Genomic DNA, 20,403 nt, shown 5'->3' on the forward strand with positions numbered 1-20,403 from the left:
GCGGCTGACGCCGCTCCTACAGCTGGTTTGCCGGTAACGCCGCTGCCGAGCATGGCTAGGCACTACCTTGCGACCAGACGCTGTCGGTATGGCCCTGCTGCATGCGCAGCCGACTGCGATGTGCGATGTACAGCATCACCGGCACTGACAGCGCTGCGGTCAGATCAATCGGCCAGCTGCCGGTGTGATACCAGCTAGCTCCGATTCCAAGGACACCGGCAACGCTCGACAACGGAATCGCCAGGGTACACAGCGCACTCAACCACAGCAGCTCCACTGCAGCGCGCGGTGCCCCACGCAGGAATGCCCAGGCGATGGCGGCGACGAACACCGCGTAATAGATGCCGGTGTGCCAGGCCTTCAGGTCGGCAACCAGCGATGGCAGCCATTTGGTTGCGGCGATGCTGGCGGAAATGCCGGCCACGCAACCCAGCGACACGCCCACGGTCAGGCAGGCCAGTATCCAGGCAGAACGCTTCTGCACCGGCGTTTCCGTGCCCTTGCGCTTGCGTCGCCGCGATTCCACCCACAGCAGATTTCCGGTGTAGAACAGCGCCGCACCGGCCAGGCCCATCAGCAGGTACAGCCAACGTACCGGGTTACCACCAAAGCTGCCGAAATGCAGCGCGAAGAACGCATTGACCGCGCCGTTCCAACCATCCATGTGGCCAGGCAGGTCATGCGCATCCACCTCCCCGCTATACGGGTCCAGATGCGTGCTGGCATAAACCCGCGCACGCGTTCCATGGCGGATATCCAGTCCGGTTACCGTTGCTTCAACATGGCCGTCCTTGTTCTGGAAACCAAAGCTCTGCACCTCGAAGCCCGGCAGCTGCTGCTCTACCCGGCGCAGCAACTCGGCGGCCGGCAGCACTGCGGCTCCACCCGGCGCTTCGGCATGCTCTTCGCTCCACTCGATGCCCTGCGGATACACCACCGCGCCCTGTGCATCGTAGAACTGGTCGTGGAAGGCGAACACCACGCTGGTCAGTGCGATGACGATGTGGAACGGCAGGCTGAATAGCCCCAAGGCGTTGTGTGCATCCAGCCACATGCGTTTGATGTTCTTGCCGATGCGCAGCGCGAACACATCCTTGCTCAAGGTGATCAGCAACACGATCAGGCCCGATACCAGGGCGACCGCATACGCCATCGCCACCGCGCCCATGATCGGCCGCGCGATCTTGTCCGGAAATGGCAGACCAACCAGCTGATGCAGCGTATCCACCAGCTGCGCTACCGGTGCCTTGCGCGTCTGCGCCACCTGCAGGCTGCCGTCGGCAGCGAAGCTGGCGCCGTACTCGGTGAACTGGCGACGTCCCTGCCCGGGCGCACGCTCCTGCCAGTACACCCGCGCCGGTTGGTCGGCGTGCGGGCGCACCGAAACGAAGTAGCGCGATGCGGCTTTGGGGTGCTCGGCAAGCACCGCAGCCACCAGCGCGTCGGCCTGTTGCAGCGTCGGTGCCGCCGACAGCGTTGAAGGCGGCGTCGCCCAGCGTTCCAGCGGCTTCTCGAACATGGTGACCGAGCCGGCATAGAAGGCGATGAACAGCATCAGCCCGCTGACGATGCCAATCCAGATATGCACATCCTTGTAGACCTTGATGATGTCGCTACGGATTTTCATGCAGCCACCTTCATGACATCACTCCACGCACCAGCCACAGCGCGGCGAAGGCCAGCGCATTGGCTGCCCCCAACCAAAGCCAGGCAGACAGGCTGCTACGGAACAGGTAGACGAAGGACAGCACCGTCGCCCAGATCGGTGCCATCAGCCACATGTTGAATTGGTTCTTGCCGCCGCCGGCATTGATGCCGTCAGGGCCCAGCCATGCGAACAGGCCGGACAGCGCCAGTGCCAAGCCGAATCCCAGCGCCACGCCCGCGCAGGTCTTGCCGAACCAGTGGCGGCTTTCCAGCCGCGGTTTCACCGTGCTCATGCCGACCGCCCCGCACGCACGCGTGCGCGCCACGCACCAAGGAACGGCGCGAGCGACCACACCAGCATCAGCAACACCAACCAGCTGGCGGTTGCCTCCAGCGGCGCCAGCAACGGCCACAGTGCCGACAGCGACAGCACCACCAGCAACGTGCCCGGCCACCATGCATGCCGCTTCGGCCACGGCCCGGCGGCACGCAGCTGTTGCTGTGGCGAAGCAACGTACAGCAGCAGTCCGCCAACGATTCCGGCCAAGGTGCCGGCGATGCCCAGCCACAGGTTCATGGCACCTGCCTGCTATTCGTGGTCGCGCGCCAATGCCTGGCGCGCATGCGATAGGAAGTCTTCATCATGTCTGGCTCTTCGCTGGACGCGCTCGCGGCACCTGCATGAATGCGCAGGCGCCGCGCGGGTATCACCAACTGAAACGTGCGGTGGCGGTGACGGTACGGCCGGTGCCGTAGTAGCAGGACGACACGCCGCCGCAGGTGGAGACGAAACGCTTGTCAGTGAGGTTGCTTAGGTTGAGCGCGAACTGCGTGCCGACCGCGCCATGCTGGCCGGCGTTATAGCGGATCGCTGCGTCCCACAAGGTGTAGGACGGGATCAGGTAGAGGTTGGCGCTGTCGCCATAGCTGCGGCCGTTGTAGCGCACGCCGGCCGCAACACTCAGGCCTTCCAGGCCACCGGCGAGGAAGGTGTAGTCGGCCCACAACGCCGCCGTCCAGTCCGGCACCATTGCCAGCTGCTTGCCGGTATAGCCGTTGTTGCTGCGGGTGACTTCCGAGTCCATCCAGCTGGCCGCACCGATCACGCTGAAGCCCTCCAGCGGAGTGATGCGCCCTTCCAGCTCGGCGCCACGCACGCGACCTTCGCCGTCCTGCACCTGGCAATCTGCATTGCCAGCGGCACCGCAGGTGTTGTGCGATTTGATCGGATCATTGGTGACGATGTTCTGCTGGCGCAGGTCGTAAGCCGACAGCGTCAGCAGGCCATCGAACGAAGCCGGCTGATACTTCAGCCCTGCCTCCCACTGCTTGCCGGTCACCGGGTCGAACGGCGTCTGCGTGTAACTCATGTTGACGTTGGTGGCCGCCGGCTGGAATGACTCGGCGTAGCTCAGGTACGGGGTAAAGCCGTTGTCGGCCACATACAGGATGCCGGCATTGCCGGTGAACGACTTGTCCTTGACCTTGGTCGGCACCACTGCGCGGTAGGTGTTGGTGGCCACGGTATATGCCTGGGTCCAGGTGTCGTCCTTGGTCCAGTCGTAACGGCCGCCGAAGGTCAGCCGCCACTTGTCGATGGCGATCTGGTCCTGCAGGTAGGCACCGGTCTGGCGGTTGATGCCGCCGCTGTAATTGATGCTGGTGGTGACCGGCACGTAGTTGGTATAGACCGGATTGAATATGTCGATATCGGCCGGGTTGGTCATCGCGCCACGTGCGCCAGTCCAATCGGCTTTCTGCCAATCCACGCCGAACAGCACGGTGTGCTCGGCGACGCCGGTGCTGAATTTGCCGGTCAAACGGGTATCGACGGTCTCGCCCTTGGAGTCGCCTTCGCCCCAGGTAGCGCGGCGCTTCTGGGTGCGACCATCAGCGTTGAGGCCGCCATTGGTCACCACCGTGCGGAATACCGATTCGACATCGGTATGGCGCGCACTCTGGCTCAGGGTCCAGTTGCTGTTGAAGCTGTGCTCGAACAGGTAACCGGCGGTCCAGATGGTGCGATCGAAGGTGTTCCAGTTGGGCTCGCCGATGAAGGTGGTGTTCTTCATGTAGCCGTAAGCGGTGGGGCGCAGTGTGCCGTCCATCGGCAGGAACTGGTAGGTCGAGCCGCCGTCGTCCTTCTGGTACAGACCGAGCAGGGTCAGACGCGTGCGCTCGGCGATCTGGAAGGTGTAGCTGGGTGCAAGGAACCAGTGCTGCTGCTCGGTGCGGTCGATCTGGGTCTGACCGTCGCGGTACAGGCCGACCAGGCGCAGCAGGTGGCGGTTGTCATCCGTTCCGGTGCCAACGTCGAAGGCACTGCTGTATTGGCCATTGCCATCGATGCCCAGGCGCAGCACCTGCTGCTGGTCCGGCACCGGCGTCTTGCTGACCTGGTTGACCATGCCGCCCGGAGCCACCTGCCCGTACATCACCGCTGACGGGCCCTTCAGCACTTCCACGCGATCCAGGTTCCAGCTGTCGACCATGCTGCGGTTCCACTGGCTGCCCTGCGGTGCGCGCATGCCGTCGATGGTGACATTGTTGGCCCAGCTACCGGCGTCGAAGCCGCGGATGCGGAAGTCATCGACGCGGTTGTCGATGCCGCTGCTTTCCAGCGACACGCCGGCCACGTAGCGCATTGCTTCGTTGAGGTTCTGCACGCCACGTGCGTCCAGCTCCTCACGCGCGATCACCGATACCGACTGTGCGGTTTCAGCGATGGCGGTATCGGTCTTGGTCGCGCCGGAGGTGTGGCCGGTGGTGCGGTAAGCGTTGACCCGCACCGTATCCAGGGTCTGCGCGTCGGCAGCCGCTTCGGCTTCGGCGGCGATGGCAGCAAGCGGGAACAGCGCCGAGACGACGGCAAGGGACAGCAAGGCCGGACGGAGGCCGGCGGAAATACGGGGGAGGGACACGGATCAACCTGCACAGACAGAAGTATTGGCTGACTGCCCGGGCAGCGGCTGATGTGCCGATTATAGTAAATAATAACCATTCGCAACAACACCGCTGGCACTGGCTGTTCTGCCAGCTGCTCTGGTCCCGCCAGCCGAGGCCTGAATACCCGGCCCAAAGCGCGCTTTGCGCCAGCATGTAAAATGGCCAATTTTTAGTCAGGACCATGGCGAAAGCATCCGAACGGGCGCCCGTTCTGGGCCCGGCGTTCATTCGCCTGCTGGCCCGATTCAACGACGAGGGAGCTTCCCCTGCGGCGCCTGCGGTGCCGGAGCGGCTGGCGCAATGGTTCGACTGGAACCGTGCCATCACCCTGTCCAAGGCGCTGGACAACCCGCCGCCGGAGCCCGAACCCGGTCCCGCCTACGCGCCGGAGCAGGATGCTGAATACGCCAATGCGCGGACCAAGCTGGTGGAGGCCATCCAGGCCGAGATCGACCTGAGCCCGCCGCGCAACCCAGCCCCTGCCGACGCCGAATTGCCACCCGGCTTCGCCCCCTACCGCCAGCACTACCTGAACCAGCAACGCGCCATGCAGACCGCCAGCGGTCGCCTGCGCGGCCGCCTGCGTGACATGCTGGCCCGCCAATCCCCGGCCAAGGCACGCCTGGCCGAAGTCGACGCGGTGATGGAAGCCACCCTCAGCCCGCGCGAATACAGCCTGCTTTCCCATGTGCCGGTGCTGCTCGGCCTGCACTACCAACGGCTGCTCGCTGCAGCCGCGCATGACCCCGCCGATGCAGCCGCATCGGATCCCACCGCGGCACCCACCGGCCCCTGGCTGATCACGTTCCGGCAAGACCTGCGCATCGCGCTGCTGGCCGAACTGGATGTCCGCTTCCACCCCATCGATGGCCTGCTCGCAGCGCTACGCACCCGGTAATCCGTACCTCATGTCCAGAAACCTCGTTGCAGTCGTTGTCTTCCTTGTTGGCCTGCTGGCCGTGTGCTGGATCGGCGTCGGCTATGCCGGCACCCATCCACTGGCCGCCGTGGTCGCCGCGATCATCGCCGCCTGCTATCTGGCCGGTGCGGTGGAACTGTTCCGCTACCGCCAGGCCACCAGCACCCTGCAGCAGGCCTTGCCGGCCATCGGCGAAGCGGCAGACAACCTCGATGGCTGGCTCAGCCGCCTGCAGCCGGGCCTGCGCGGTCCAGTGCGGCTACGTGTACAGGGCGAACGCGTCGGTCTGCCCGCACCTGCATTGACCCCGTATCTGGTCGGCCTGCTGGTGCTGCTGGGCATGCTCGGCACCCTGCTCGGCATGATGGCCACTCTGCGCGGCACCGGCCTGGCGCTGGAAAGCGCTACCGACCTGGATGCAATCCGCAGCTCGCTGGCCGCGCCGGTAAAGGGTTTGGGTTTCGCCTTCGGCACCTCGATTGCCGGTGTTGCCAGCTCGGCCGCGCTCGGTCTGCTCTCGGCCCTGCTGCGCCGTGAGCGCGCGCAGACCGTACAGGAACTGGATGCCGGCATCGCCAGCCAGCTGCGCACGCACTCGCAGAGTTTCCAGCGCGGCGAGACCTTCCGCCTGCTGCAGGAACAGAACGCGTTGATGCCGACCCTGGTCGAGCGCCTGCAGTCGATGATGAGCAGCCTTGAGCAGCAGCATCAGAGCAACAACGAACGCCTGCAGGCCAGCCAGCAGGAATTCCACCAGCGCACTGAAGCTGCCTATACGCAGCTGGCGGCATCACTGCAGCAATCAATGCAGGCCGGTATCAGCCAGCAAGCCAATGCCGTTGGCGCAGCACTGCAGCCCGTCGTCGATGCAACCATGGCCGGCCTGGCTGACAAGTCCAACGCCCTGCACGCCAGCATCGACAGCGCCGTGCACAAGCAGCTCGACGGCATCAACGCCGCCGTGCAGAGTGCGGCAGCAATCGCTGGCAGCAGCTGGAGCAATGCACTGGACGCACAGCAGCGCAGCAACAGCGCGCTCAACGAACAGCTGCAGCAGGCGCTTGCACAGTTCAGCAGCAACTTCGAGCAGCGCTCCAACAGCTTGATTGATGGCGTCGCCGCGCGCATGGAAGACAACGTCGGCCGCACCGCCGAGGTGTGGCGCGATGCGCTGGCAAAGCAGCACGACGCACATGACGAACTTGCACAGCGCAATGAACAGGCCTTGCTGAGCGCGTCGTCTGCATTCGAGCAACACGCACAGTCGTTGCTGTCTTCGCTACAGCAGTCGCACGAACAACTGCAGAGTGCCTTCGCCGAGCGCGACGAACAGCGCCTTGGCCAGTGGTCGCAGACGTTAACGGCAATGGTCGGCACGCTGGACAGCAGCTGGCAGCGCAACGGCGAGGCAGTCGCCCAGCGTCAGCAGCAGATCTGCGACAGCTTGGCGCAGACCACCCAGAGCATGAGCGAGCAGCAGCAGGCGCAGGCGCGCGACACCATCGCCGAGATCTCGCGTCTGGTGCAGAGCGCTTCGGAAGCACCGCGTGCCGCCGCCGAAGTGGTGGCCGAGCTGCGCCAGAAGCTGTCCGACAGCATGGTCCGCGACACCGCCATGCTGGAAGAACGCAGCCACCTGCTGTCCACGTTGGAGACCCTGCTCGGCGCGGTTACCCACGCATCGACCGAACAGCGCAGCGCAGTCGACGCCTTGGTCAGCACCTCGGCCGATCTGCTCGAACGCGTCGGCAGCCGCTTCAGCAGCCAGCTTGAGAACGAGACCAGCAAGCTCGACCACGCCGCCGCCAACGTCACCGCCAGCGCGGTCGAGATGGCCAGCCTCGGCGATGCCTTCGGCAGCGCCGTGCAGCTGTTTGGCCAGTCCACTTCGGCCTTGAACGAACGCCTGCAGCTGATTGAAGGCGCGCTGGACAAGTCGCTGACCCGCAGCGATGAGCAGCTGGCCTACTACGTCGCGCAGGCGCGCGAAGTGGTGGACCTGAGCATGCTCTCGCAGAAGCAGATCATCGGCGAACTGCAGCAGCTGGCCGAAGCCCGCGAAAACGCCGGAGCCTGAGCGCGATGAGCGACGAAATCGAATTCGACGCCGAATCCAGCGCCACCACCTGGGCTGCATTCGGCGACCTGATGTCGGTACTGCTCGGTGCCTTCGTGCTGATCCTGGCCAGCGTGATCGGCATCCAGTTGTTGCTGCACAACCGCCTGGATCAAGAGGTCAAGCAGCGTCAGGAGCAGACCGCCAAGCTCAAGACCTTGGAACAGGCTTTGGCTGCACCGCTGGCGGCTGGCCGCGTCACCGTGATCAACGGCCGCATCGGCATCAGCGGCAGCGTGTTGTTCGCGCTCAACTCCGACCAGCTGCAGCCGGAAGGCCGCGAGCTGCTGCAGAGTATCGCAGCTCCATTGCGGGACTATCTGGGTTCGCGCGAAGAGATCCTGATGGTCAGCGGCTTCACCGACAACCAACCGGTACGTGTGGTCCATGGCCGCTTCGCCGACAATCTGGAGCTGTCGGCTGCACGCGCACTCACGGTCACCCGTACCCTGATCGCCGACGGCGTGCCGTCGCAGTCGGTATTCGCCGCTGCCTTCGGTGCCGAGCAGCCGGTCAGCAGCAATGATGACGAAGCTGGCCGTGCAAAGAATCGCCGTGTGGAGATCGCGCCGATCCCGCGTCCCAAGCAGGACGGCAAGGCCGATGCCGCGCAATGATGCCCGCTGATTCGGCAGCACTTGCACAGCTGCAGGCATGGCGCGAAAGCGGTGCCGATCGTTTCGATCCGCCGCGCTTCGAGCTGATCGTGGCGCTGGCGCAGCGCGCACAGCGCTACGCGGGCAGCGCACGCGCGCAGTTGGATGCACGCCTGTCGCTGTTGATCAATGCGTATGCGCAGCTTGTCGCTGAGGCCGATGTTGTGCCCGCTGCGAGCACCGCAAGCGAAAGTCCATTGCAGGCACTGCTGCTGCAGTTGGCAGCGGACCCTTTGCGGTACCAATTGCCGTTGCGCGCAACCAACACCGTCAGCGACGGTATCGATTCCACCGATGTCAGTGATGTCAGAGACACCGCGCTGATGCCGGCGCTGGATGAATTCCAGCAATTGTGGAGCCGCATCCGCATCAACAGCCTGCTGCGCCAATGTCTGGATTCGCTGCCCGAAGACGCTGGCCCGCTGCACTCCAGTGTGCTCACCTACCGTGCAATGGCATTGATGCAGGAAGTGTCACCGGAGTATCTGCAGCACTTCATCGCCTACGTGGATGTTCTCACCTGGATGGAGCCGGTCAGCGGCACCGACACCGTGGTCGAGCCGACCCGCGCCGCCAGCAAGCGCAAGGCCAGCCGCAAGAAAGTGTGAGCGTATGGCCTGCGGCGCATTGCCAGCGCTTTCTGGCTTGCGGATGAATCGACAGCGAAAAGAGCGGCAAAGGCGCGGATATCCGCGCCTTTGCCGTTTGCGCGAGTCTGATCGGCTAGAGATGCGAAGCCCAACTCTGACAACAGGCTTTTTTCTTCCTCGATGATCTTCCATGAAACCACAAAAAAAGATACCTATTGGTGGTGCTTTTACGTCTTTCCCCATATAACGTAGACATACAAATATTTGGAAGCTTTCGACCATAGTGAAGCTTGCACAGAGATTGGAACGAAACTTGCTTTCGCAAGATTTTCACTAAACCAGCATCAGTCTCAACTTCAGCGACAGGAAAACGCTATCTATGTCTTACACATACAGCCCTCCTCACGGCGACCGCCATCAACCGCGGGGGGGGCTATATCCAACCAAGGGAACTTCAGGATGAAAATCAGCGCGCTCTTATCCGCAGATCTACCACTAATTGAGAATCCCATTAAGGAATGCATCAATTTCGGACAGTGGCTTCTTTTTAAAACAAATAGCGATGAGAAGCCCCAGATTTCAAATTACTTCTACCTTAAAGTTAACGAGAAGATATTCCGCATAGGCGCCGACGGCCAAATACTAAAAGATATGACGGAGCTACATGAGAATGTAAAAATTGACGAGTTATTCTATTTCTCCGACCTTCCTCGCCCCCCTTCCCAGAGCAATCTGAGTCGTGCGGTTGCTCGATAAATAGAGAGGAATGAATGGGACTTATTTCATCACGAACAAAATGGGTTTTATTTTTAGCATCCAGCTCCGAACCTGAAGATCGGCACATTCAGGACATTGCCTTTGGATTACACTGCTTAGAGCTAGCGGGCATATCTCAAGATGATATAAGAATATATATCGATGGAAGTGACCGCCACTCAATTGCACAGCTCGTCTCAACGGGCAGCGACCATGAATATCAGATCATGGAAACAGCTCTTTTCTTTAAAGACCAGCAGGCAAACGAGCATGCAAACCTTGTCATGTTTGTCACGGGCCATGGAAATATCAATGGAATAGACGCGAATCCACCAATATCCCCACACACACTTTTGAAAAGCATAAAGTCATCGAATAATTTAGAGAAATCAATAATTTATCTCGGCCAATGCTACGCCGGCGTTTTCAATTTCATAGGCGCTGGAAGAAAAAAAGAGGGTGAACCAGACGTGATTTTTATTGGGGCAACCAATCTTCACGAAAGCATCAGCCTCTCAACACAAGAGACCCTACCCAAGGGCAATGTCTCTTGGATAGCAAATATATTCATATTAAACGTCTTTAAGTGGATCTCATCACCAATCGATGTTGATGGTGATGGGAAGTTCACCATCATGGATTCGCATAAGTATGCGGGAGCCAATTCGAGCTTTCAGAATAAGGCTATGAAAATCGGATCCTTTGTCCGCTCAATGCATATGCACAGCCAATGGACTCAGGCCCAGACGGCCCACGAAGCCGACCCCGTCAATATGATGTTGAGGCTGAATTATGACGCGATCACCACAAGGTATGAAAGCGAGCTTAGTGTTCGCTACATTCATCAAGAATGCTGGATCTTGAACGCGATACCAGCACAATTCATAGAAATATAGCCGTCCGGCAAGATCATCTTAATCGGCTTTCGTGCATTAGCCGGCACTAGAGCGCAGTGGTATCCACCAGCACCAACTCGGAATCTTCCAACGCAGTGATGCGGATGCTGGTCTCGCCGCTGATGGCAGCGCCATCGCGGGCTTCCAGCAGCACGCCACTGACGTCGACCTTGCCGGTGTTCGGCACCAGATAGCCGTAGCGGTTGCTGTCGGTGAAGTGGTACTCGGTGCTCTCGCCGGCCTTCAACGTGGCGCCCAGCACGCGGGCGTTGGCACGGATCGGCAGTGCATCGTCGTCACCTTCCATGCCGCTGGCCAGGGTGATGAAGCGGCCCGAGCGCTCGCCCTTGGGGAAGGGCTTGCTGCCCCAGGACGGCTTGCCACCGCGCTGGTCGGGGAAGATCCAGATCTGGAAGATCTTGGTGACCCCCGCCTCCAGGTTGTACTCGGCATGGCGGATGCCGGTACCGGCACTCATCACCTGCACATCGCCGGCTTCGGTACGGCCCTGGTTGCCCTGGTCGTCCTTGTGGGTGATGGCGCCTTCGCGCACATAGGTAATGATTTCCATCTCGGCATGCGGGTGCGCCGGAAAGCCGGTGCCGGGCTGGATGATGTCGTCGTTCCAGACCCGCATCGCGCCCCAGTTCATGCGCTTGTTGTCCTGGTACTCGGCAAACGAGAAGTGGTGCTTGGCATCGAGCCAACCGTGATTGGCTCCACCGAGGCTGGCAAATGGGCGACGTTCAATCATGGCGTTCTCCTGAAAGCAGTGGGGTTTCGATGGGGGCAAGTCTAGGCCTGCACCTCAATGTCGAGAATAGAAAGTATGGAAATGCATTCTTTCCATTTGTGACATGATCGCCCCACCCTGCCCTGCGAGCCGCCGCCATGAACCGCCTGCCTGACCTGGAAGCTTGGGCGATCTTCGCCAAGGTCGCCGAAGCCGGCTCGTTCGCCCGCGCCGCCGAGGAGCTGCAGCTGTCGCAGGCAACCGTCTCCAAGGCCATCACCCGGCTGGAGACGCGTATCGGCACCAGCCTGTTCCACCGTACTTCGCGGCGCATGTCGCTGACCGCCGCGGGGGAAGCGGCCTTGGAGCGCGCAGTACGCATCCTCGATGAAGGCGAGGCGGTCGAAGCCGAAATAGCCGACCGTTCGGCAGCGCTGCGTGGCCTGATCCGGCTGGCGGCACCGATGTCGTTCGGCGTGTCGCGGCTGGCACCGCTGTTGCCGGCCTTCATGCAGGCGCACCCGGACGTGGAACTGGATATCCAGCTCAGCGATCAGATGGTGGACCTGGTGGCCGAGCGCTTCGACATGGCGCTGCGCATCTCCACACTTGCCGACTCCAGCCTGCGCGCACGCCAGCTATGCCAGGTCCGCATTCTGCTGGTCGGATCACCCGCGTATTTCGAAGCGCACGGCCGCCCCAACCATCCGCGTGATCTGGTCCAACACCGAGGCTTCCAGTACAGCTATACCCGCAGCGGCAATACATGGCGCTTCCGCCACCCGCGCCATGGCGAGTTCGCACAGACCGTGCCGCGCCAACTGCAGGCCAACAATGCCGACATATTCGATGCCGCCCTGCAGGCAGGACTCGGCCTGGCCCTGCAGCCGGAGTTCCTGGTCTGGGAACAACTGCGCGACGGCCGCCTGCAGACCGCCATGGACGACTGGAAGGTCGAGCCGTTGGCGCTGAACATCATCACCCCGCCCGGCCTGCATAGACCTGCTCGGGTGCAGGCCTTGATCGATTACCTGGCGCTGCGTTTGGAAAAGGAACCATGGGCGGCACCAGGCCGGCATGGCATCTAATCGAACGTACCCATGAGCCGATCCGCAACGACCGGCGTGCAGGCAATCAGAAGCGGACTTCCGCACCCAAAGTGAGTGTGTCGGCACCATTCACTTCGTACTCTTCGTCGTTGTAGTTGTAGTCCGCCGAGTACAGGTAGCCGGTGTACGTCAGCTGCAGATTGAAGTGGCGGCTGACGTCCACACCAACACCCAGGCCCGCGTAGAGACCGTCGGTACTGACCTTGCCCCAGTAGTCATCCGACTTGGCACGCCAGTAGCCAGCACGCACGGTGCCAAACCACGCGCTGTTCCTGCCAAAGCTGAAACGCGCATTCGCGCCGATGTTGGTGAACCTGACCTCAGGTGCAAGAAAGTCCTTCTCGTGCGTTTCCCGCAGCTTGCCTCCACCAAGCTCGATGCCCACCTGGGCGAAATCCTCGATCTGCCAGCGGTAGCCCGCGTTGGCGGAAACCGCACGCTGGTCGACGTCCTCGTACACCCAACCGGCACCGCCCTGCACGCCGACGAAGAAGCCCGACTGCGGCTGCTCGCGCTTGGACGATGGGCCGCCCCATTGCGGTGCGGGTGCGGGTGCGGGTGCGGGTGCCGTTGCCGGTGTCGGGGCGATGGGCGAAGCAGGAGTCACCTGCGCCGCAGTCTCGCCGGCCACTGGAGGCTGCGCTGGCGCTGTAGCGGCTGGGGCGGTCTGCTGGGCGCGGTAGGCAGCCCAACCCTTGGAAATGGACTGCGCATCGGCAGCGCCGGCAGTCAGCAGCAACAACGGAACGAGTACGGTAAGGCTGTGCTTCTTCATCGGTTTCCATCCTGGATGATGCGTATTCCATCCTTCCTGAGCCGAACCGCCGCGCCCGCAGGACAGGCAGTTATCTGGATCGGAAGCCCCTTGGGAAGGCACATTGGGGCGCGCTCAAGGCGGTGTCAAGCCAACCCAGCAACGGCAGCTCCGACCTGCACACAGGTACCGATACAACGGCAATATTGAAACGATGTCGTAGCCGATCGCTGCGGCGCATCGCCATGGATTGCCATGGATTGCCTCCGAGCCGCGCAATCAGCGCGTCGCTGGGCCCCCCCCTCCTCCGCTAGACTCAGATCCAAGCATCTCCCAACCCAAGGCCTTGCTGTCCGGCCAACGTTTTTTCTGCACTCAACTGACCGATAGCAATCACTCCCAAGCCCCCCTGGCAGAATAAACAGGACAACAACGGGAATCCTTCCATGATTCGATCACTGATCCTCATCACGGCATTGCTCGCCTGCGCATGCGCCCGGCAACCGGCGCCCGTGGCCGACGTTGCTGCAGTCTTGCCGGATGATGCGTTGGCCGATGAAGTTCCCAACGATCAGGGGCAACCCTTTATCACGGAGGTCATGGCAGCACTGGAACACGCCGACCGCGTCGTACTGGTTGAACACTCTTTTGAAACCGACTTCCCAACAACACCCGGCCCGAATGATCCACCCAGTCGAGAGCGAAGCTACAAGCGTGTTGAGCTTTCCGAAGCGCAGGTCTCTGGATTGCGGAATCGGCTGGCAGCGATGTCACCCCATGTTGCATCGTATGTGGCGGCGTGCGTCTACATCCCTCACCACCGCCTGGAATTTTTCCGCGGGAAAAAACTTGTTCAACGCATGGAGATCTGTTTGACCTGCGGTCAACTTGAGTGGGATGGCGTACACACTACGGTACCAGGTGATTTTTACCGCACGTTCTCTGACTTCCTCAAGGAAACCGGTTTCGAACCGGATCGCAATTGGGAGTTATTGGCCCGACAGCCAGAATGAGCACGCAGTCGACTCAGCGCGCGTAGTTCGTCGAGGTTGGATACGCCAGCATCACCACCAGATCGTCCTCGCCGGTCTGTTGCAGGGCATGACTGCTGCCGCTGCGGGTGAGCAGAGCGTGGCCGGGGCCGACGTTGTATTGCTTGCCGTCCAACACATAGAGACCGCGGCCGCTGACGATGTAATAGATCTCATCCTTGTGTTGCGGGTGCAGGCCAATGCCGGCACCTCTATGCAGCACACGCTTGCGCATGACGAAGGGCAGATCACTGACGTCGGCGAAGAACGAGTAAGCGGTGGTTGGACCGGCACCGCCGTGCGGGCCCGGTTGCTGGCGAGCGATGTCCTGCTCGCGGATGACCTGCGAACCGTGCGGGTTGGTTGCATCCTGCTTTGGTGTGGCAACTGCAGGGGCTGCAGCGTTCGGCGTAGGGTTCGCAGCACCCTGCCCTGCGCTGATAGCACCACAATCGATGTCGCGCTTTAGTGTGGGCTTCAGTTGTGGCGCGATCTCCACCCAACCGCGCATCACCAGACACGCCACCGCGGTTGCACCGGCTACGCTGAAATGGGTGCCATCGGCTTTGTTCTGCTCGGGCACGAACATGAAGTAGGGCTTGGCGCCCTGCTCACCCAACGCGCGTATCCACGCCATCGAACTGGCATTGAGATCGATCAGCTGCACATTCTGTTCGCTGGCAACGTGTTTCATCGCCTGCGTGTAGCGACCGTGCGTATCCAGCAGTGCGCCGAAGTCGTAGAGCAGGCGCGCGACGGGGGTGATCAGGATTGGCGTCGCGCCTTTCGCACGTGCAGCGGCGATATAGCGCGAGAGGAATTGCTGATAGTCGCTGTCTGGATTGGTGTAGCGCGTTGGATCTTCCAACTTGGCATCGTTGTGGCCGAACTGGATCAGCAGTACGTCGCCTGGCTGCAGTTCCTTCCCGATTGCATCCAGGCGCCCTTCGTTGATGAAGCTGCGGGTGCTGCGGCCGCCGACCGCATGATTGCGTACCTGCCATTGACTGTCGTCGAGCCAGCTCTGCAGCACCTGGCCCCAGCCAGCTTGTGGTGCGCGTTCCGGGCCATAGCTGGCAGCGGTGGAATCTGCGGCTATGAAGATGCGGTGGATGGGTTCGTTGGCGTGGGCGCTGGAAAAAATGGCGCCGAGGATGAATGGAAGAAAGACTCGATTCTTCATGCTTTGCTTTTGCCTTTAAGCCCCTCTCCCCTTTTGGGGTGAGAACGGCTGGTATCCAGCGTTGCGAAATGTCGGCGGGTGCATCCATGTCCACAAACAACAAAGGCGCCCGCGGGCGCCCTTGTCTGCCCGCAAGGGCGCTACTGCATGCGTGGGCTTACTTGCCCAGCACGCTCTTCACGTAGGCGACGATGTTGTCGTCCTGCGCATTGTCGAAGAACGCCTTCTGGAAGCGCTCGCCGCCGACGGCCTGCTTCACCAGTTCCTGGTCGATGGACTTCAGGCCTTCGACGAAGTCCTTGGACGCGCCCTGCTTCACCTGCGCCAGGATGCCGGCATTGGCCATCTGCGATTCCTTGCGCTCGGCCGGGTAACCCTGGCCGCGCTCACCGGCAAATGCCTTCTCGAAGATGTAGCGGATGTTGATTTCCGCGCCCCAGCCGAAGCCCTTGGCGAACGGCAGTGCCAACGCGTTGCCGCTGTTGACCTGGGCGAACAGGAAGGCGTCGGTCGGCTCGATGCAATAGCCGCAGTACACGCCCGGCCATGCATTGAGCGACATCATCGCGCCCTGCCCGGTGCCGCAACCGGCAACCACGAAATCCACGGCCTTGGCGTTGAGCAGCAGTGCTGCGCAGATGCCCAGATGGATGTAGGTCAGGCGGTGATCATTGTCACCGTCCATGCCAACGTTGAACACGTCGTGGCCCTGTGCGGCGGCGACGGTGTTGAGCTGCTCCAGCACCACCGGGTTCTTGGCGGCCTGGCTGAACTCCTGCATCAATGCGATTTTCATTGCGTGACTCTCAATTAGGGGGAAACGTTGTTGGTTATGAGGTGGAAGCAAGTGCAGAAGCAGGAGCTCCCCTCATCCGCCCCTCCGGGGCACCTTCTCCCGCATGCGGGAGAAGGGAAATCTGTGCTGCGCGCGACTGCAGCTTGGCTGCCTGCGCTCGCTATCGCTGTCGCGTCTGCCTTTGCTTCTGCTTCTGCCTTTGCTTCTGCCTTTGCTTCTGCCTTTGCTTCTGCTGTTGCTTCTGCTGTTGCTTCGGCTGTTGCTTCGGCTTTTGCTTCGGCTTTTGCTTCGGCTGTTGCTTTGGCTTTGGCCTTGGCTGTTGCTTCTGCTCCTGCCTTGGCTCTTGCTTTCCCCTCTCCCGCCTGCGGGAGAGGGGTAGGGGTGAGGGCGCTTCTGGCTCTTCAGCTTTACGCTTCGTACCTGCCTTTCAGCTTCCGCTTAACCACCTTCAATCCTTAGCGCGCCAACCAACCACCGTCCACCGGAATGATCGCGCCGTTGACGTAATCCGACGCGCTCGACGCGAGGAACACCGCGGTACCACCCAGATCTTCCGGCTTGCCCCAGCGGCCGGCCGGAATGCGGTCCAGGATCGCCTTGTTGCGGTCTTCATCAGCGCGCAGCTGCGCGGTGTTGTCGGTGGCCATGTAACCCGGGGCGATGGCGTTGATGGTCACGCCCTTGCCTGCCCACTCATTGGCCAGCAGGCGGGTGATGCCGGCAATGCCGCTCTTGGAGGCGGTATACGACGGCACCCGCACGCCGCCCTGGAAGGACAGCATCGAAGCGATGTTGATGATCTTGCCGCTGCCTTGGGCGATGAACTGCTTGCCTGCAGCCTGGCTCATGAAGAACGCGGACTTGATATTGACGTTCATCACGTCGTCCCAATCCTTCTCGCTGAAATCCACCGCGTCAGCGCGACGGATCAGGCCGGCGTTATTGACCAGGATGTCGATGCGGCCCAGGCCGGCGATGGTTTCAGCAACCACGCGCTCAACCGGCTCGATGCTGATCAAGTTGGCTTCGATGTTGAGGAAGCGGCGGCCCAGCGCGCGTACCTTCTCGGCGGTCTCGTCGGCCGGGACGATGCCGGCACCGGCAATGTCGGCACCGGCGGCGGCCAGCGCCAGCGCGATGCCCTGGCCCAGACCGGTATTGGCACCGGTTACCAGTGCGACCTTGCCTTCGAGACTGAATGGATTCGTCATGGTGTTCCTCTCCCAGAGCGGTAGTTCGATGGTGCTGACGGCGGCTGGCGCCGGAGCGGGGCGATGGCGCCGGTATTGGTCCGGTCAGCGCATCTGTCCAGTGGCCCGCCGCTGCAATCTGCGGGCCTGCCAGACGATTCTAGCCAATTATGGCCACCGGTGTCATTTTGCACTGCAAGATAAGCAATTCCCTTTGTAAAACAAAAACTTGGGGACAATCAGTCCTGCGGCGGCTGGCAGGAATCGCGCACGATCAGATGCGGGCGCACGCTCGCCATCGGCATGGCGGTCTTGCCCTCGGGCTGGATCAGCATCGCGGCCGCTGTTCTCCCGGTGTCACGGGTGTTGCGGCGTACCGAGGTCAGCGATGGCCACAGCCGTGAGGCCAGCGGGCTGTCGTCGTAACCAACGATCGACAACTCGCGTGGAATGCTGATGCCGGCACGCATCGCCACCTTGTAGACGCCAGCGGCCATTTCATCGTTACCGGTGAAGATGGCAGTCGGGCGCTGCTTGCCCAGCAGCAGTTTCTCGGCCGCGGCCACACCGGACTCGAAGGTGTAACCGGCCTCAATGATGCGCGCCGGCGGCAGCTCGATGCCACGCCGCTCCAAGGCTTCAAGGAAGCCGGCGGTGCGTTCGTGCGCCGAGCGGTAGGCGGTGGGGCCGGTGATCAGGGCAATGTCGCGATGGCCCAGCGACAGCAGGTAATCAGCCGCTTCGGCCGCGCCGTCGCGGTCATGGGTGATCACCATCTGCGAGGTTTCATCCAGCGGCAACGCGGCAATGCGGGTGAAGCGGCAACCGATCTCGTCCAGCATGTCGGCCAGTGCCTGGTCTTCGGAGGCACGCGGCACCAGGATCACGCCATGCAGCTTCTGCTGCTGCACGAAACGCTTCACGCCCTCGATATAGCCAGGGCTGCGGGTGTCGCAGGGGTGCACCACCAGCTCGAAGGTGGAGCCGCGCAGCGCGTCAAGCGCACCGTTCTGCATGTCCACCACGTATTGCGCGGTGGGATTGTCGTAGACCATGCCGATCAGGAACGAGCGCCGGAACGCCAGCCCACGCGCCAGTGGATCAGGCGTGTAGCCGACTTCGCGCATCAGGGTTTCAACCTTGTCGCGGGTGTCTTTGCGCACCAGCGGCGAGTTGTTGATGATCCGCGAGACCGTCTTCTTGGAAACACCCGACAGCCGCGCGATGTCGTTGATGGTGGCAGGCCGCCCCAGTGACTGGGGCGTTGTGGCGGCGTCGGCTTTCTTGCGCAAGGCGATGTCCTTGAAACCGTTCATGACGGGCATTCTATCGGGCCGCACTCAATCCAGAGCACGGTAGCGGAACTGGCGGAAATGGACCTTGCCGTTGCCAGCGGCATAGATGGCCGGCTTCAACGCAAGGAATTTCCCCGCCACATTGTGATGGTAGCCGGAGACTTCCATCTGAACAGGATACTTCTGCCAGCTGCGGCCGTCCTTGGAAGTGTGGACGGTGAGGATGTGGCGGTTGTTGGTGACCCTCAGCCACAGCTTGCCGCCGGTGGCACTGGGCTGGGGCCGGGTAGGGCGCTCATCGCCATAGCGGTGCAGAATGAACTGCTCGCCATTGCTGCCTACGCCGGCATACAGGCGGTCGCTGTAATACAACAGCGCGCCGCCGAAGGCACCCGGCTCGATGTCCATTTCCACTTCAAACTCATAGGCGACGTCGCCGGCAATGGCGGTCAGCGGTGAGCTGTCACGCGGGGTCGTACCCTTGCCCTGCAGGCTCATCCCGTCCTTGTCGAAGGAAAGCCGCTGGTACTCGTCACGGGTCGGGTTGAAGAACGACCACTGCGGGCCGAGCTTGCCGCCCTTGAAGTCGTCCGACAGCGCCATGCCATGCGGCAGCGCCTCGCCGGAAGGCTTGAGCAGCGGCGTACCCAGATCGCCGCCTTTGGCCACGAACCAACCGTCGTCGGTCCACTCGATGGGCTCCAGCAGCATCTGCCGGCCCAGCGTCCAGTAACCGTTCTCGTAGCCGTGGTACATCATCCAGCCACGGCCATCGGTGCCTTCTATCAAGGTGGCATGGCCACGCGACCACCACGGCTCGTCACGGTTGACGGTGCGGGTGATGGGGTTGTTTGGCGCGTTTTCCCACGGCCCGTGGATCGAGCGCGAACGTGCGGTGATGACCATGTGCCCGGTCGGTGGACCGGCGGTGCCGCCGACGGCGGTGGTCATGTAATACCAGCCATTGCGCTGGCTGATCTTCGGGCCTTCCTGGGCGTAGGCCTCCACATCCCAGCTTTCCGGGTAACGCCAGCCGTCATAGACATGCTTGGGCTTGCCGACCACGCTCAGGCCGTCGTCGCTGATCTGCACGTAGTCGCCGCCGGACAGGAACAGGTAGCGCTTGCCGTCCTCGCCGACCGCGTGGCCGGGATCGATGTAGCCGGACAGGCCGATGTCGATCGGCTCGCTCCACGGGCCCTTGATGTCATCGGCCCAGACCATGAAGTTGCTGCGCGACTCGCCGGTGCGCGCCGGGAAGTAGATGTAGTAGCGACTGCCGTGCTTGATGATGTCCGGCGCCCAGATCGCACCAACATTGGTGGTGATGGCATGGCCCAGCGGCTGCCAGTTCACCAGGTCGCGCGAATGCCAGATTGGCAGGCCCGGATAGGCATCGAACGAGGACAGGGTGAGGTAGTAGTCGTCACCGTCCTTGAGCACCGACGGATCCGGGTGATCACCGGCCAACACCGGGTTGAGGAAACTGCCATTGCCCAGATCGGCCATGCGCTGATGTTCGATACCGCGCTTCGCGCTGATCGGTGCATCGGCGGCCCAGGCCGGCGCGGCGGCAAGCAGGCAAACAGTAGCCAGCGCGGCCAAGGTACGGGTCACGTTCATCGTTTTCTCCAGATGGAAGGCGAAAGGCGCGGACGCTCTCGCGGTATCAGCGGGGTGGGGGGGGCCCCCCCCGCGCCCCCCCCCCCGCCTGAACCACGCCGCACCGCGCGCCCCCCCCCCCAGCCAGCGGGGGGGGAGGGGACACAAAAGCACCCCCCCCCCC

Annotated in this window: 19 protein-coding genes; 8 read left to right on the forward strand and 11 right to left on the reverse strand. The window is 62.2% G+C overall.

Annotated features, from left to right (window positions below):
• Positions 1-55 precede the first annotated feature (55 nt).
• The 4 genes from ACVOLR_RS15650 to ACVOLR_RS15665 form a co-directional block, all read right to left on the reverse strand.
• Positions 56-1,627 carry a PepSY-associated TM helix domain-containing protein gene (locus ACVOLR_RS15650; protein WP_481537253.1) on the reverse strand — a complete coding sequence of 524 codons (1,572 nt, stop codon included), beginning with the start codon at positions 1,625-1,627 and terminating at the stop codon, positions 56-58.
• Between the two features lie 10 nt (positions 1,628-1,637).
• Positions 1,638-1,940 carry a hypothetical protein gene (locus tag ACVOLR_RS15655; protein ID WP_481537254.1) on the reverse strand — a complete coding sequence of 101 codons (303 nt, stop codon included), beginning with the start codon at positions 1,938-1,940 and terminating at the stop codon, positions 1,638-1,640.
• Entirely contained in the window at positions 1,937-2,224 is a 288-nt protein-coding gene (locus ACVOLR_RS15660) for a hypothetical protein (protein ID WP_481537255.1), read from the reverse strand. Before ACVOLR_RS15660 ends, ACVOLR_RS15655 begins: the two co-directional genes overlap by 4 nt.
• A 130-nt stretch (positions 2,225-2,354) precedes the next feature.
• On the reverse strand, positions 2,355-4,568 hold the full coding sequence (locus ACVOLR_RS15665) for a TonB-dependent siderophore receptor (protein WP_481537256.1): 2,214 nt from the start codon (positions 4,566-4,568) through the stop codon (positions 2,355-2,357).
• 206 nt (positions 4,569-4,774) lie between these two features.
• Between ACVOLR_RS15665 and ACVOLR_RS15670 the strand changes: the two genes are divergently transcribed.
• The 5 genes from ACVOLR_RS15670 (at position 4,775) to ACVOLR_RS15690 (ending at position 10,526) form a co-directional block, all read left to right on the forward strand.
• Positions 4,775-5,491 (forward strand): DUF3348 domain-containing protein, encoded by a 717-nt coding sequence (locus tag ACVOLR_RS15670; RefSeq protein ID WP_481537257.1) that lies wholly within the window; start codon positions 4,775-4,777, stop codon positions 5,489-5,491.
• 10 nt (positions 5,492-5,501) lie between these two features.
• Positions 5,502-7,589, forward strand: a complete 2,088-nt coding sequence (locus tag ACVOLR_RS15675) for a DUF802 domain-containing protein (RefSeq protein WP_481537258.1) — start codon at positions 5,502-5,504, stop codon at positions 7,587-7,589.
• A 5-nt stretch (positions 7,590-7,594) separates the two neighbouring features.
• Positions 7,595-8,245, forward strand: coding sequence for an OmpA family protein (locus ACVOLR_RS15680; RefSeq protein WP_481537259.1), 651 nt, complete (start codon positions 7,595-7,597; stop codon positions 8,243-8,245).
• The gene (locus ACVOLR_RS15685; protein ID WP_481537260.1) at positions 8,242-8,892 is read left to right on the forward strand and encodes a DUF2894 domain-containing protein; all 651 of its coding nucleotides are present in this window, start codon (positions 8,242-8,244) and stop codon (positions 8,890-8,892) included. The genes ACVOLR_RS15680 and ACVOLR_RS15685 overlap by 4 nt, the downstream gene beginning before the upstream one ends.
• Before the next feature lie 752 nt (positions 8,893-9,644).
• On the forward strand, positions 9,645-10,526 hold the full coding sequence (locus ACVOLR_RS15690; RefSeq protein ID WP_481537261.1) for a hypothetical protein: 882 nt from the start codon (positions 9,645-9,647) through the stop codon (positions 10,524-10,526).
• A 46-nt stretch (positions 10,527-10,572) separates the two neighbouring features.
• Here ACVOLR_RS15690 and ACVOLR_RS15695 read toward each other — a convergent pair whose 3' ends face one another.
• Positions 10,573-11,280 (reverse strand): pirin family protein, encoded by a 708-nt coding sequence (locus ACVOLR_RS15695; RefSeq protein ID WP_481537262.1) that lies wholly within the window; start codon positions 11,278-11,280, stop codon positions 10,573-10,575.
• Between the two features lie 137 nt (positions 11,281-11,417).
• Between ACVOLR_RS15695 and ACVOLR_RS15700 the strand changes: the two genes are divergently transcribed.
• Complete coding sequence (locus ACVOLR_RS15700; RefSeq protein WP_481537263.1) at positions 11,418-12,347, forward strand: LysR family transcriptional regulator; 930 nt, start codon at positions 11,418-11,420, stop codon at positions 12,345-12,347.
• 46 nt (positions 12,348-12,393) lie between these two features.
• Here ACVOLR_RS15700 and ACVOLR_RS15705 read toward each other — a convergent pair whose 3' ends face one another.
• On the reverse strand, positions 12,394-13,143 hold the full coding sequence (locus ACVOLR_RS15705) for an outer membrane beta-barrel protein (protein ID WP_481537264.1): 750 nt from the start codon (positions 13,141-13,143) through the stop codon (positions 12,394-12,396).
• Positions 13,144-13,568: 425 nt separating this feature from the next.
• Between ACVOLR_RS15705 and ACVOLR_RS15710 the strand changes: the two genes are divergently transcribed.
• Positions 13,569-14,135, forward strand: coding sequence for a hypothetical protein (locus ACVOLR_RS15710; protein WP_481537265.1), 567 nt, complete (start codon positions 13,569-13,571; stop codon positions 14,133-14,135).
• 13 nt (positions 14,136-14,148) lie between these two features.
• On the opposite strand, the gene ACVOLR_RS15715 is transcribed toward ACVOLR_RS15710, so the two are convergent.
• Positions 14,149-15,336: a GDSL-type esterase/lipase family protein gene (locus ACVOLR_RS15715; protein ID WP_481537266.1), complete on the reverse strand. Its 1,188-nt coding sequence runs from the start codon at positions 15,334-15,336 to the stop codon at positions 14,149-14,151.
• A 157-nt stretch (positions 15,337-15,493) separates the two neighbouring features.
• Positions 15,494-16,132 (reverse strand): RpiB/LacA/LacB family sugar-phosphate isomerase, encoded by a 639-nt coding sequence (locus tag ACVOLR_RS15720; protein ID WP_481537267.1) that lies wholly within the window; start codon positions 16,130-16,132, stop codon positions 15,494-15,496.
• A gap of 123 nt (positions 16,133-16,255) precedes the next feature.
• Here ACVOLR_RS15720 and ACVOLR_RS15725 point away from each other — a divergent pair, with 123 nt between their 5' ends.
• Positions 16,256-16,591 carry a hypothetical protein gene (locus tag ACVOLR_RS15725; protein ID WP_481537268.1) on the forward strand — a complete coding sequence of 112 codons (336 nt, stop codon included), beginning with the start codon at positions 16,256-16,258 and terminating at the stop codon, positions 16,589-16,591.
• Here ACVOLR_RS15725 and kduD read toward each other — a convergent pair.
• From kduD to ACVOLR_RS15740, 3 genes are all read right to left on the reverse strand, one after another.
• Positions 16,588-17,343, reverse strand: a complete 756-nt coding sequence (gene kduD / locus ACVOLR_RS15730; RefSeq protein WP_481517474.1) for a 2-dehydro-3-deoxy-D-gluconate 5-dehydrogenase KduD — start codon at positions 17,341-17,343, stop codon at positions 16,588-16,590. The two genes, ACVOLR_RS15725 and kduD, sit on opposite strands and share 4 nt — an antisense overlap.
• A 218-nt stretch (positions 17,344-17,561) precedes the next feature.
• Complete coding sequence (locus tag ACVOLR_RS15735) at positions 17,562-18,638, reverse strand: LacI family DNA-binding transcriptional regulator (protein WP_481537269.1); 1,077 nt, start codon at positions 18,636-18,638, stop codon at positions 17,562-17,564.
• Between the two features lie 24 nt (positions 18,639-18,662).
• Complete coding sequence (locus ACVOLR_RS15740; protein WP_481537270.1) at positions 18,663-20,240, reverse strand: family 43 glycosylhydrolase; 1,578 nt, start codon at positions 20,238-20,240, stop codon at positions 18,663-18,665.
• Positions 20,241-20,403 lie beyond the last annotated feature (163 nt).

The sequence above is a fragment of the Stenotrophomonas sp. STEN030 genome, assembly GCF_056759995.1.

What these genes read in the sequence shown, in the direction of transcription:
- ACVOLR_RS15650 (WP_481537253.1), bottom strand. Translation starts at nt 1,627, where the DNA reads ATGAAAATCCGTAGCGACATCATCAAGGTCTACAAGGATGTGCATATC.
- ACVOLR_RS15655 (WP_481537254.1), bottom strand. Translation starts at nt 1,940, where the DNA reads ATGAGCACGGTGAAACCGCGGCTGGAAAGCCGCCACTGGTTCGGCAAG.
- ACVOLR_RS15660 (WP_481537255.1), bottom strand. Translation starts at nt 2,224, where the DNA reads ATGAACCTGTGGCTGGGCATCGCCGGCACCTTGGCCGGAATCGTTGGC.
- ACVOLR_RS15670 (WP_481537257.1), top strand. Translation starts at nt 4,775, where the DNA reads ATGGCGAAAGCATCCGAACGGGCGCCCGTTCTGGGCCCGGCGTTCATT.
- ACVOLR_RS15675 (WP_481537258.1), top strand. Translation starts at nt 5,502, where the DNA reads ATGTCCAGAAACCTCGTTGCAGTCGTTGTCTTCCTTGTTGGCCTGCTG.
- ACVOLR_RS15680 (WP_481537259.1), top strand. Translation starts at nt 7,595, where the DNA reads ATGAGCGACGAAATCGAATTCGACGCCGAATCCAGCGCCACCACCTGG.
- ACVOLR_RS15685 (WP_481537260.1), top strand. Translation starts at nt 8,242, where the DNA reads ATGATGCCCGCTGATTCGGCAGCACTTGCACAGCTGCAGGCATGGCGC.
- ACVOLR_RS15690 (WP_481537261.1), top strand. Translation starts at nt 9,645, where the DNA reads ATGGGACTTATTTCATCACGAACAAAATGGGTTTTATTTTTAGCATCC.
- ACVOLR_RS15695 (WP_481537262.1), bottom strand. Translation starts at nt 11,280, where the DNA reads ATGATTGAACGTCGCCCATTTGCCAGCCTCGGTGGAGCCAATCACGGT.
- ACVOLR_RS15700 (WP_481537263.1), top strand. Translation starts at nt 11,418, where the DNA reads ATGAACCGCCTGCCTGACCTGGAAGCTTGGGCGATCTTCGCCAAGGTC.
- ACVOLR_RS15705 (WP_481537264.1), bottom strand. Translation starts at nt 13,143, where the DNA reads ATGAAGAAGCACAGCCTTACCGTACTCGTTCCGTTGTTGCTGCTGACT.
- ACVOLR_RS15710 (WP_481537265.1), top strand. Translation starts at nt 13,569, where the DNA reads ATGATTCGATCACTGATCCTCATCACGGCATTGCTCGCCTGCGCATGC.
- ACVOLR_RS15715 (WP_481537266.1), bottom strand. Translation starts at nt 15,336, where the DNA reads ATGAAGAATCGAGTCTTTCTTCCATTCATCCTCGGCGCCATTTTTTCC.
- ACVOLR_RS15720 (WP_481537267.1), bottom strand. Translation starts at nt 16,132, where the DNA reads ATGAAAATCGCATTGATGCAGGAGTTCAGCCAGGCCGCCAAGAACCCG.
- kduD (WP_481517474.1), bottom strand. Translation starts at nt 17,343, where the DNA reads ATGACGAATCCATTCAGTCTCGAAGGCAAGGTCGCACTGGTAACCGGT.
- ACVOLR_RS15735 (WP_481537269.1), bottom strand. Translation starts at nt 18,638, where the DNA reads ATGAACGGTTTCAAGGACATCGCCTTGCGCAAGAAAGCCGACGCCGCC.
- ACVOLR_RS15740 (WP_481537270.1), bottom strand. Translation starts at nt 20,240, where the DNA reads ATGAACGTGACCCGTACCTTGGCCGCGCTGGCTACTGTTTGCCTGCTT.